Here is an 11737-nt window from a genome sequence, read left to right as displayed (position 1 = left end):
GGCCGGCCAGGGCTTCGGCGACGGCGCCGACCAGGGCGGCGGCCGTCAGCACCGGGTCCTGCGCGGGCAGCCGTCCGGCGGCCACGGCGGCGGCGATCTCGGCGGCGATCACGTCGCGGAACGCCCGCCGGAACACCAGGCGTTCGGCGTCCACGACCGCGTCGGCCGGCTCGACCAGCAGCGCGTACGCCAGCCGCGGCGCGCGCAGGGCGCGGGCGGCGAACGTCTCGACGACGGCGGCGATCCGCTGCTCGGGCGTCTCCCGGCGGGCGACGGCCGCGTTCACCGCCGCGATCTCCCGGGTGACCACCCGGCGGAACAACTGCACCGACAGCTCGGCCTTGTTGGTGAAGTGCTGGTACAGGCTGCCGGTGGCGATCCCGGCGCGGTCCGCGACCGCGGCCATCGTGCAGCCGCCGTAGCCGCGCTCGGCGAGCAGGCCGACGGCCGACTGCAGCACGGCCTCGCGCTGGGCGTCCAGGCGGGCTTGGACGGCGGGGGTGCGTCGGTAGGCCATGGAAGCATTGAAGCACTGATTCACTGCTTCGGGGAGGGGTTCGGCGAACCGTCCCTGCCGTACGCGAGGGACGCACGCGAAAGGCCGCCCCCGGGTCGGAGGCGGCCTTCCTTCCGCTTTCCTACCGCTTTCCTACCGCTTTCCTGCGGTCTTCCTGCGGTCTTCCTTTGGGCGTGCTGCCCGGCTGCGGCGCTACAGCGGGTGGCGCTCCAGCTTCTGGCCCTCCTCGTCGAGCGGGCCGAACGGCGGGATCCGGTACTGCGACTTCGCGAGCGCGCGGGCGTCGTCCTGGTCACCGGTCAGGCCGGCCCACTCCAGCACCTTGGCGGTCGCCGCGGCCGACTCCTCCGCCGGCAGCTTGCCGATGTTGGAGCCGTGGTTGCCGCCCGGGACGGTGTAGACGTAGCAGTCGTCGCTGCCCCGGCCGAGCTCGAACGGCTTGGCGCCCCACGGGTCGTTGCCGCCGTAGACGAAGATGATCCGCTCGGCCTCGCGCTTCACCCAGCGGTCGATGTCGGGCATCGCCTTCGGGTTGAAGGTCGTCGGGATCTCCTTGGGCACGTACGCGCGCGGTGCGTACAGCTCCTTGTAGTCGTAGTGCAGGAGGTCCTTCAGGTACGAGACGTCGAAGTACGGCGCGCCGAGCTCGGTCGCCGCCTGGTAGTAGTACGCGGTGTACTTGGCGAGGCCCTGGTCGCTGGCGCTGGTCACGCCCTCCTGCGCGTCGAACCACTTGTACAGCTCGTCGTCGGTCGCGGTGGCCGCCACCGGGACCTTCGCGCAGTCGGACTGCATGCTGTACTGCCAGAAGCCCCAGACCACGTCGAGCACGCTGCCCTCGTAGGCCCGGTCCACCGAACCGATGACGTCGAAGGTCGAGCCGGCCGTCTTGTTGTCGGCCGCGAAGCGGGTCTCCAGCCGGTCGCGGCGCACCAGCAGCTCGCGCTGCACGGCGTTGAGCGCGGCCCGGCACTCGGGGGTGCCGACCTTCTGGAAGAACTCGGTGTACGCCGCGTCGTCGTTCACGTCGGTGTTGTTCGGCGCGACGTACGCGATCGTGCCCGCCACGTCGTCCGGGTAGAACCGGCGGTAGTAGGTGGAGGACATGCCGCCCTTGCTGGCACCGGTGGAGAGCCACTCGCGCTGGTAGATCTCCTTCAGCGCGGTCACGATCCGGTGCGAGTCGGCGGCCGCCTGGCGGATGCCGGCCTTGGTCCAGTCCGCCGGCTCCGGGCGCGACGGGGTGAAGTACCGGTACTCGATGGAGACCTGGTTGCCGTCGACCAGCCGGGTCGGCTCGGTGCGGGACGGGTTGGTGCCCAGCGTGTAGCCGTTGGTGTAGAAGACGGTCGGGCGGTCGTAGCCGCGGTGCAGCACGCTGATGCGCTGCTGGAAGGTGCCCAGCCAGGGACGGAAGTGGTCGATCGGCTGGGTGTAGGTGAGGAGGAAGTACCGGTGGTCGGCGTCGGTCGGCTTCTCCTCGGTGATGGTCATCCCCGGGATCGCCGCGAGGCGGGCCTTGATGTCCGCGGTCGGGTCGGCGGCGACGTCGCGCTGCGCGTGGGCGGCGTTCGCGGCCGCAGCCTCCGCGAATGTCGTGCCCTGCGCGGCCGCCGTGCCCTGCGCGAACGCCGGGGCCGCGAGTCCGCCGCCGGCGCTCAGCAGCGGTATCAGCAGGGCGGAAACCAGCAGTCTTCTGAACCTGGTGCTCATCAAGTCTCCATCTGGTCAACGGATATGACGGCTGCCTTGTCGGCACTACTCTGCGGTGCGGGTGGTGCGGCGGCCGTCCGGTGGACGGCCGAATGGGCCACCCGCCGGGTGGCGGGCGGCCCATCGCGGAAGGTGCTGGTCAGGGGCGGGGCAGGACACAGCCGGGCAGGGTGAGGTCGAGGACGTTCCCGGCACCGAAGCAGGGCGGGATGATGTACGTCTCCTGGGCGTAGCCGATGCCCTGGTGGACCGTCACCGTGCCGCTCTGGTCTACCTCGCACGGGTTGTTGAGCGTGCAGGACTGGCCGTTCTCGTTGATCGTGTTGTTGACGGCGACCAGCAGACCGCTGTTCGCGTCGACCACCGGCGAGCCGGAGGTGCCGCCGATCACGTTGCAGCCCGAGGTGTAGCGGACCGAGTCCTTGAACGTCCAGCCGCCCTCACGCAGTTGGTACGCGAAGCCGTCGACCGAGCAGGAGTAGATCCGCTTCCAGTAACCGGAGACCACCCGGATGTCCGCGCCCTTGGCGGGGTGGGCGGCGGAGACGGTCAGCGGGGCGATCCCGTACTGCGCCTGGATCGTGTCGTAGCTGGAGTCGAGCTGGTAGATCGACACGTCGGTGTCGGTCATGGCGCCGTAGACCACCTTGACCGCGTTCAGCGTGCCAAGGTCGGCGCCGGAACCGTCGAGCAGGGTGAACGTCCGGCTGGACGGCTGGTCGGTGACCACCTGACCGGGGCCGGGCATGCCGGACTCCAGGCAGTGGCCGTTGGACAGGACCAGCGCCGGATCACTGCCGGCCGAGCCGGGCATCCGGACCAGCGAGCCGGAACAGTTGTCGAGCGCCACCGTGCCGGTGAAGTCGACGGCGGCGGGCTCCGGCACCGCCTTGGCGACATTGGCTATCTTGGCGACCGTCGCAGGGGCGGTGGCGTTCGCCGTGGTGGCGGCCTGCGCCGGGGCGAGCCCGGCCAGCGTGGTGGCTCCGGCGACCAGGACCGCGGCGAGCATGCCTATGAGCGGCTTCCTCATGAGAGACCTCTCGGTGTGGGGGTTCACCAAAGCTGTCGCGGACATGACGTGATGTCAAGAGGTCCGCAGCCGCGGAGAGGTCACTCGGGAAGGCCGGGGCAATCCCCGGCCACGGTCATCCGATCCGGCCGACCGGCGCGCTCAACTCCCCTGCCAGTACCGCCGACCGAGGCTGATCAGGCGCAACTGCAGACGGGCCGTCGCGGCGATCCGCTCCTCGCGGGCCGGATCGGCCCCCTCGGCCCCCTCGACCCCCTCGGCCTCCTCCTGGGCCTCCAGGAAGGCGGCGGCCGTGGACACCATGTGATCCACGTACAACTCGGCGAGCATCCGCAGGTCGCCCTCGCTCCAGCCCGCCGAGACCGGCTGGAGCCCGAGGGCGGCGCCCACCTCCTCCGCGAAGCGGCCGAGTTCGGCGTCGATCGCCTCCCGCACCCGCCGGACACCGCCGTGCCGCTCGCGCGCGAGGAAGCGGACGTGCGCGCGGTTCTCGCGGACGTGCCGCTGGATGACGTCGACCGCGCGGTCGATCAGTTCCTCGGCGCCGCCCGCCCCGACGAGCACCGAGCGGATCATGAGGTGCAGGCTCGCCAGCGACTCCTCGACCAGCGCGACGCCGAGCGCCGCGAGGTCCGGGAAGTGCCGGTAGAACGCGGCCGGCGACAGCCCGGCGGCGCGGGTGACCTCGCGGACGCCGACGCTCGCGAGGTTCTGATCGGCCAGCAGGCCGAGCCCGGCGTCCAGCAGCGCCCGGCGGCTCTGCTGCTTCTGGGCCTGTCTGACGCCGACGTTCTGGGGCTGCTCGGCCCCGGCGCCCTGGGGCTGCTCGGCCCCGGCGTTCTGGGGCCGCCCGGCCCCTCCGGTGTGATTCACGCCATTCAGTAAACAACTGTTTGCCGAACCTGGCCAGTCCGGCGTAGAGTGAGGCTCGTTCGGTGAACACTTGTCAACCGAAACCGGGCTCGATCCCGAACCCGAGCCCGGAACCGAAGCCGAAACCGGAAAGGACGGGCCGGCCGTGATCCTGCTCTCCGCCCTCGTCGCCATGGGTGTCGTGATCGGCGCCGCCGCACACACCTCGCTCCCGGTCTTCCTCACCGCCTCCGCCGCCATCACCGCCTGGCTGCTCGCCTTCGGCGCCCGCGAGGGCCTCGCCCGCCTGCGGCAGCGCTGAGCCTCTCCCCCCTCGCCTCCCCCCTTCGCCTCAGCTCCTTTCACCAGAGAGGACCCACCGTCATGAGCACCGCCATGAGCGCCGCCACCGACCACCAGCCGGCCACCGACGGCCGCGGGACCACCGCCGAGGCCGACAACCTCGCCGTCGCCTCCTTCCTGCTCGGCCTCCCGGGCCTGCTGATCTTCAACATCGTGCTCGGACCGCTCGCCATCGTCCTCGGCACGCTCGCCCTCGTCCGTGGCACCCGGCGGCGCGGCCGGGCGGTGCTCGGCCTCGTGCTCGGCGTCGCCGCGCTCGCCGTCTTCACCGCCACCACTGTCTCGGCGCACGGCGTGATCATGGAGTTCGGCTCCTGAGCCGAACCGTCTCCCCGTGAGCCCGGCGGTCGCCTCGTGAGCCGCTGAGCCCTGCGGTTCCGCCCCGCGAAACCGGCCCGCCCCGTACTGTGGCGGCATCGACCGGTGACCACAGGGGGCAGGAGTGACGACCGAGTACGGCAGCGCGGCGCAGCCGGGGAGCGGCGCGGCGAGCGGGAGGCTGCTCGCCGTCAGCGACCTGCACATCTCCTACGAGGAGAACCGCGGCCTGGTGGAGAAGCTCCAACCCACCAGCCCTGACGACTGGTTGATCGTCGCCGGCGACGTCGCCGAACTCTCCACCAGCATCGAGTGGGCGCTCGGACTGCTCGCCGAGCGCTTCGCCCGCGTGGTGTGGGCCCCCGGCAACCACGAGCTGTGGACCCACCCCGACGACCCGGTGCAGCTGCGCGGTGTGGCCCGCTACGAACACCTGGTCGCCATGTGCCGCCGGCTCGGGGTGCTCACCCCCGAGGACCCGTACCCGGTCTGGCAGGGTGCCGGCGGGCCGGTCGTCGTCGCCCCGCTCTTCCTCCTCTACGACTACTCCTTCCGTGCGCCCGGCACGACCACCAAGGAGGAGTCCCTGGCGGCCGCCTACGAGAGCGGCATCGTGTGCGCGGACGAGCGGATGCTCCACCCCGATCCGTTCCCCGACCGCGACTCCTGGTGCCGCGAGCGCGTCCGGCTGACCGAGCAGCGGCTCGCGGCCTGCGACCCGGACCTGCCGCTCGTCCTGGTCAACCACTACCCGCTGGTCCGCCACCCCACCGAGATCCTCTGGTACCCCGAGTTCGCCCAGTGGTGCGGCACCGAGCTGACGGCCGACTGGCACCGCCGCTTCAACACCGCCGCGATGATCTACGGCCACCTCCACATCCCCCGCAAGACCAGCTACGACGGCGTGCCCTTCGAGGAGGTCTCGCTCGGCTACCCGCGCGAGTGGCGCCGCCGCGGCCTGCCGGACCCGCTGCTGCGGGAGGTGTTCCCGCAGGCCGCCGGCTGACGCCCCGGCGGGTCGGCGGTGAGGCGGTCCGCTCCTCTCTATGCTCGGCCCCTTCCGCAGGCTCCACCGATCACGTCCGTGGCGGTCAGCCGGTGACGATCTGTCGGGCGATCTGTTCGTGGCGGTCAGCCCATGGCGGTCAGCCGGTGGCGGTCAGCCGGTGGCGATCAGCCGGTGGCGATCAGTCCGTGGCGATCAGTCCGTGGCGATCGCCCGCAGGATGTCCAGCCGTGCCGCCCGGCCCGCCGGGCGGAGCCCGGCCACCGCGCCAGCGAGCAGACCGGCCGCCAGGACCACCGCCAGCTGCAGCGGCGGTATCGCGAACGAGCCCGTCCCCGCGCTGTCCGAGGCCCGCACGAGAGCCCAGCCCAGGAACGCCCCGAGCCCGAGCCCGCCGACCGTCCCGAAGGCGGCCACCAGCACCGACTCCCAGCGCACCATGCCCCGCAGCTGCGCCCTGGTCTGGCCGACCGCCCGCAGCAGGCCCAGCTCCCTGGTCCGCTCGTGCACCGCCAGCGTCAGGGTGTTGGCGATGCCCAGCAGGGCGATCAGCACCGCCAGCGCCAGCAGGGCGTAGACCACCGACAGCATCGTGTCGACCCCGGAGGCCGCGCTCGCCGCGTACTCCGCCCGGTCCTGCACCTGCGGATTGCCGTACGGCACCAGCGCCTTCTGCACCGCCGCCTTGCCGGCCGCCGGCGAGACGCCGGCCCGCAGCCCGACCGCGACCAGGGTGTCGCTGTCCTGCCCCCGGTGCGGGGCCCAGGCCTGCCGGGTTATCAGGTAGTCCCCCGCCAGTCCGCTGCCCTCGTAGAGCGCGCGGACGGTGAACGGACCGCTCGCGCCGTCCGTGAAACCGACCGTCACGCTCTGGCCGAGCCGCCAGCCGTGCTGTTGCGCCTCACTGCGGGAGACCGCCAGGCCGTCCGGGCCGAGCGCGTCCAGCGAGCCCTCGATCCGGCCGAGGTCGACGATGCCGGCCAGCCGGGCCGGATCGGTGACGTCGAGCACCCGGCCGTGACCGTCGATCCGGGCGACGCCCCGGCCGAGGCCCACGGTCTGCCGCACCTCGGGCAGCCCGGCGAGCGCGTCGGCCACCTTGGGGCTGATCCCGCTGCCGCCCGCGCCGAACGACGGTGCGGTGACGGCGAGATCGCCCGCGAAGGACCGGTCGACCGTGTCGTCCAGCGTGGCCTTGATCGACGCGCCGAAGACGGTGAACAGCGTCACCACGGCGACCCCGATCATGAGCGCGCTGGCCGTGGCCGCCGTCCGGCGCGGGTTGCGGGCCGCGTTGCGCCGGGCCAGGGTGCCGGAGACCCCGCGCAGCCGGGGCAGTGGCGCGCCCAGGACCCGTACCGCGAACGCCGCCGCGACCGGGCCGAGCACCACCACGCCGGCCAGCACCGCGAGCGCGCCGCCCGCCGTCAGCGCCACCGAAGGTCCGTCCGTGGCACCGAGGACCGCCACCGGCACCCCGCCCGCCACGAGCAGGCCGCCGAGCAGCACCCGCAGGATGCCCGCACGCCCCTGGGCCGCGCGGTCGACCCCGGTCTCGCGCAGCGCCGCCAGCGGCGCCGTCCGCCCGGCCCGCACGGCGGGCAGCAGGGCCGAGCCCACCGCGACCAGCGTCCCGACCGCGAGCGGCAGCACCACCGCGGCGGTACTGATCACCATGCCGCCGGTCGGCAGCGCGAACCCTAGCGCCGAGAACAGCGCCTTGAGCCCGGCCGCCACCCCGATCCCGCCCAGCAGTCCGCCGAGCGAGGCCAGCACGCCGACCGCCAGCGCCTCGGCGAGCGTCGCCCCGAGGACCTGGCCGCGGACCGCGCCGAGCGCCCGCAGCAGCGCGTTCTCCCTCGTCCGCTGGGCGACCACGATCGCGAAGGTGTTGTGGATGGTGAACGTGGCCACCAGCAGCGCGATCCCGGCGAAGACCAGCAGCAGCGTGGTGAACATGCTCAGGAACCGCCCGGACAACTGCTGGGTGCTTTCCTGCGTGGCCGCTGCGCCGGTGACCGCCTGCACGCCGGCCGGCAGCCGCGGCGCGATCCGCGTGGCCAGCTCCTGCTGGGACACCCCGCCCGCCGCGCGGACCCGGATCGAACTGGCCTGCCCCGCGCCCTTGGGCGTGAGGTGCTGCTCGGCGTCCGCGAACGTCATGGCGGTGAAGGTGCTCGGTCCCATGCCGTCCGCGCTCGCGCCGAAGGTCGCGATGCCGACGACGGTGACCGGCACCGGATCCGGCGTGCGCAGCACCGTCGTCGAACCGACGTGCAGCCCACCGGTCTTGGCCGCTCCCCGGTTGACCACGACCTCGCCCGGGGCGGCCGGCGCCCGGCCCTCGGCCAGCCGGTAGGGGTTGAGCCGGCCGTCGGCGAGCCAGTTCCCCGCGAGCGTGGGCGGGCCCTGGCCGCCGATCGGTTTGCCGTCGGCGCCGACCAGCTGGCCCGCGCCCTGGACGGACGGCTCGGCCGCCGCGACCCCGGGCACGGCGCGCAGTTGGTCGGCGAGCGCCGCGTCGACCGGCGCCCGGACACCGCCGGCCGTCCCCGGGGAGTCGAGCACGTCGGCACTGCGGACCACGACGTCGGTGCCCGCGTTGGCGTCGGCGAAGAGGGTGTCGAAGTTGGACCGCAGGGTGTCGCCCAGCACCATCGTGCCGGTGAGGAAGCTGACGCCGAGCAGGATGGACAGGAGCGTGCCGGCCAGCCGCCGTTTGTGGGCCCGCAGCGAGCGCAGGCCGAGCCGCAGCACGACCGGGTCGACGACCGTCATGACCGCCCCCGCTCGAAGGCCTTCATCCGGTCCAGCACCAACCCGGCGGTGGGCCGCTCCATCCGGTCCACCAGACGCCCGTCGGCGAGGAACAGCGCCTCGTCGGCGTATCCGGCCGCCGTCGGGTCGTGGGTGACCATGACGACGGCCCGGCCCATCTCGTCCACCGCGCGGCGCAGCAGGCCGAGGACCTCGCCGCCGCTGCGGGAGTCGAGGTTGCCCGTCGGCTCGTCGGCGAAGACCACCTGTGGCCGCCCGGCCAGCGCCCGGGCCACCGCGACGCGCTGCTGCTGGCCGCCGGAGAGCTCGCTCGGGCGGTGGTGCAGCCGGTCGCCGAGGCCGACGACGTCGATCAGCGAGGCCAGCCAGGCCTCGTCGGGGGCGGCCCCGGCGAGGTCCAGCGGGAGGGTGATGTTCTCCCGGACGGTGAGCGTGGGCACCAGGTTGAACGCCTGGAACACGAAGCCGAGCCGCTCCCGGCGCAGCAGCGTGAGCCGCCGGTCGCCGAGCGGGCCGAGCTCGGTGTCCCCGATCCACGCGCTGCCGGCGGTGAGGGTGTCGAGCCCGGCGGCGCAGTGCATCAGGGTGGACTTGCCCGAGCCGGACGGCCCCATGATCGCGGTGAGGCGCCCGGCCGGGAACTCCACCGTGACGTGGTCGAGTGCCCGGACCTCGGTGGCGCCGACGCCGTAGATCTTCACGGCGTCGGCGACCCGGGCGGCGGTGTCGCGTACGACGTCGAGGGTGGTCACTTCCCGGCACCTCCCCCGGCCCCGTCGCGCGGCGACCGCGGCGACTCGCTGAGCACGGCCCGCTTCGCGCGGTACTCCTCGGCGTCGATGTCGCCCTCCGCGTAGCGGCGGCCGAGGACGGCCAGCGGGTGGTCGGCGCCCGAGCGGTACCCGCAGCCGCGGCGCCAGGCCGTCCGGCGCAGCACGAAGATCACCAGGAACACGACGGCGATCCAGATCAGCGGGAAGAACAGGATCCAGGGACCGGGCCCGGGCCCGTCCCAGTCGGCGAGCAGCGTGTACATGGGTGGTTCATCTCCTCGGCGTTGGGCCTCCAGGACCTCGGGCGGTTTCCCGAGGTGCCTGAAGCGTCCCGCCGAGCGGTCTCATCACGCGTCCCACCTGCAGAGGCAGTTGGGCTACTCCCGGGGGAGTACGAGCGGACCGCGACACGCCGGGGAGGAAGTAGCGGGGGCGGGCCAGGGCCGGCGGCGGACGTACGCACGACCAGCCGCAGTGACCCAGCGGCAAAGCCCCGGGCCGCTCAGCCCAGCCAGCCCGGCCGCACGAGCCCCGACTCGTAGGCGAGCACGACGAGTTGCGCCCGGTCCCGGACGCCGAGCTTCACCATCGCCCGGCTGACGTGCGTCTTCGCCGTCAGCGGGCTCACCACCAGCCGCCGCGCGATCTCCTCGTTCGACAGCCCCATCCCCACGAGCGCGAGCACCTCCCGCTCCCGCTCGGTGAGCCCGGAGACGTCCGCCAGCCCGGCTGGCGCCGCCTCCGGCGCCTTGGAGCGGGCCGCGAACTCACCGATCAGCCGCCGCGTCACGCCCGGCGAGAGCAGGGCGTCCCCCGCGACGGCGACCCGGATCGCCCGGAGCAGGTCGGCCGGGTCGGTGTCCTTGACGAGGAAGCCCGCCGCCCCGGAGCGCAGCGCCTCGAAGACGTACTCGTCCAGCTCGAAGGTGGTCAGCACGACCACCCGGACGGAGGACAGCGCCGGGTCCTCGGCGATCCTCCTGGTCGCCTCCAGGCCGTCCATCCGCGGCATCCGGATGTCCATCAGGACGACGTCCGGCACGAGTTCGCGGGCGAGCAGCACCGCGGCCTCGCCGTCGTCCGCCTCGCCGACCACGGTGATGTCCTCCTGCAGCGACAGCAGGGCCCGGAAGCCCGCCCGCACCAGCAGCTGGTCGTCCGCCAGCAGTACCCGAATCACTCGCCCTCCGCCTTCGGTGTCGGCAGCTCCGCCCGTACCCGGAAGCCGCCGCCCGGCAGCGGTCCCGCGGCGATGGTGCCACCGACCGCGCCCGCCCGTTCGCGCATGCCGGCCAGCCCGCTGCCCGATCCGCCGGCGTCGCCGAGCACCGCGGGGCCCGGGTCCTCGACCCTGACGACGAGCGTCTCCGGGTCCGTCCAGTCGAGGACGACGACCGCCTCGCGGGCCGCCGAGTGCCGGACGATGTTGGTCAGCGCCTCCTGGACGATCCGGAAGGCGGTGAGGTCGGCCGCGGCGCTCAGCGGGCGCCGCTCGCCCTGCTCGTGCACCTCGGCCGTGAGCCCCACCCGGTCGGCCTGGTCGGTGAGTTCGTCGAGCCGGGCCAGCCCGGGCGCCGGGCCGCGCGGCGCGGCGCCGGGCCCGCGCAGCGTCGCGAGCACCTGGCGGACCTCGCCGAGCGCCTCCTTGCTGGTCGACTTGATGGTGGTCAGCGCCGCGCGGGCCTCCTCCGGCCGCTGGTCCAGCAGCGCGAGCCCGACCCCGGCCTGGATGTTGATCAGCGACAGGCTGTGGGCCAGGATGTCGTGCAGCTCCCGGGCCATCTTGAGCCGTTCCTCGTTGGCCCGGCGCTGCTCAAGCTGCTGCCGGTAGGCCCGGTGGGCGGCGATCCGCTCGCGCCGGAACCGGATGATCTCGGCGATCGCCAGGACGAGCAACAGCCAGGCCAGCAGGCCGAGTTCCTGCTGCCACGAGAACGGCGCGCGCGGCACGCGCTGCCAGCCGTCGGGCAGCACGAAGGTGACCAGGACGTGCACCAGGTACACCCCCGCGAGCCCCGCCCAGGCCGCCCGCCGGTGCCCGCAGGCGATCGCGGAGCAGCAGGCGATCAGCCAGCTCGCGAACACCGGGCCGTACGGGTACCCGGCGGCCAGGTACGCCGCGGTGACGACGGAGGTGCCCGCCACCGCGACGACCGGCCGGCGGCGGCACACCACCAGCAGGGCCGGGCCGAGCAGCAGCAGGACGTAGCCGAACACGTCCAGCGGGGCCCGCCCGCCCTGGTGCCGCCCGGCGAGCGTCGACCCGACCACCTGCGCCACGGCGACGCCCACCGCGAGCCCCAGCGACCGGCCGCCCCCGGCACCCCGCAGCCACGCACCCCGCACCCACGGCGGACGCCAGGGCTCGGGCGGAGGCGTGGCTG

Annotated in this window: 12 protein-coding genes; 3 read left to right on the top strand and 9 right to left on the bottom strand. The window is 73.6% G+C overall.

The genetic code is table 11. The features are described 5' to 3' along the window. From AB0O00_RS19195 to AB0O00_RS19180, 4 genes are all read right to left on the bottom strand, one after another. Positions 1-517 (bottom strand): helix-turn-helix domain-containing protein (locus AB0O00_RS19195; RefSeq protein WP_363653262.1); only part of this gene is annotated, 517 nt, incomplete at its 3' end. Positions 518-709: 192 nt separating this feature from the next. Then, complete coding sequence (locus tag AB0O00_RS19190) at positions 710-2230, bottom strand: S28 family serine protease (protein ID WP_363653260.1); 1521 nt, start codon at positions 2228-2230, stop codon at positions 710-712. 139 nt (positions 2231-2369) lie between these two features. After that, positions 2370-3263 (bottom strand): serine protease, encoded by an 894-nt coding sequence (locus AB0O00_RS19185; RefSeq protein WP_363653258.1) that lies wholly within the window; start codon positions 3261-3263, stop codon positions 2370-2372. 141 nt (positions 3264-3404) lie between these two features. After that, positions 3405-4010, bottom strand: a complete 606-nt coding sequence (locus tag AB0O00_RS19180; RefSeq protein ID WP_363653266.1) for a TetR family transcriptional regulator — start codon at positions 4008-4010, stop codon at positions 3405-3407. Between the two features lie 271 nt (positions 4011-4281). On the opposite strand from AB0O00_RS19180, the gene AB0O00_RS19175 reads away from it, so the two are divergent. From AB0O00_RS19175 to AB0O00_RS19165, 3 genes are all read left to right on the top strand, one after another. Then, on the top strand, positions 4282-4437 hold the full coding sequence (locus tag AB0O00_RS19175; RefSeq protein ID WP_363653256.1) for a hypothetical protein: 156 nt from the start codon (positions 4282-4284) through the stop codon (positions 4435-4437). 74 nt (positions 4438-4511) lie between these two features. After that, positions 4512-4796 (top strand): DUF4190 domain-containing protein, encoded by a 285-nt coding sequence (locus AB0O00_RS19170; RefSeq protein ID WP_363653264.1) that lies wholly within the window; start codon positions 4512-4514, stop codon positions 4794-4796. Positions 4797-4920: 124 nt separating this feature from the next. After that, positions 4921-5802, top strand: a complete 882-nt coding sequence (locus AB0O00_RS19165; RefSeq protein ID WP_363653255.1) for a metallophosphoesterase — start codon at positions 4921-4923, stop codon at positions 5800-5802. Between the two features lie 195 nt (positions 5803-5997). On the opposite strand, the gene AB0O00_RS19160 is transcribed toward AB0O00_RS19165, so the two are convergent. From AB0O00_RS19160 to AB0O00_RS19140, 5 genes are all read right to left on the bottom strand, one after another. Beyond that, entirely contained in the window at positions 5998-8580 is a 2583-nt protein-coding gene (locus tag AB0O00_RS19160) for an ABC transporter permease (RefSeq protein ID WP_363653253.1), read from the bottom strand. Further along, positions 8577-9332: an ABC transporter ATP-binding protein gene (locus tag AB0O00_RS19155; RefSeq protein ID WP_363653251.1), complete on the bottom strand. Its 756-nt coding sequence runs from the start codon at positions 9330-9332 to the stop codon at positions 8577-8579. The genes AB0O00_RS19160 and AB0O00_RS19155 overlap by 4 nt, the downstream gene beginning before the upstream one ends. Continuing rightward, positions 9329-9616 carry an SHOCT domain-containing protein gene (locus AB0O00_RS19150; protein ID WP_363653249.1) on the bottom strand — a complete coding sequence of 96 codons (288 nt, stop codon included), beginning with the start codon at positions 9614-9616 and terminating at the stop codon, positions 9329-9331. Before AB0O00_RS19150 ends, AB0O00_RS19155 begins: the two co-directional genes overlap by 4 nt. Positions 9617-9855: 239 nt before the next feature. Continuing rightward, the gene (locus AB0O00_RS19145) at positions 9856-10533 is read right to left on the bottom strand and encodes a response regulator transcription factor (RefSeq protein WP_363653247.1); all 678 of its coding nucleotides are present in this window, start codon (positions 10531-10533) and stop codon (positions 9856-9858) included. Then, on the bottom strand, positions 10530-11737 hold a 1208-nt coding region (locus AB0O00_RS19140), incomplete at its 5' end, for a sensor histidine kinase (RefSeq protein ID WP_363653245.1). The genes AB0O00_RS19145 and AB0O00_RS19140, both read right to left, overlap by 4 nt.

This window comes from Kitasatospora sp. NPDC093558, from assembly GCF_040683475.1.
Lineage (GTDB): Bacteria > Actinomycetota > Actinomycetes > Streptomycetales > Streptomycetaceae > Kitasatospora.
This window is presented reverse-complemented; position numbering and strand designations above follow the sequence as displayed.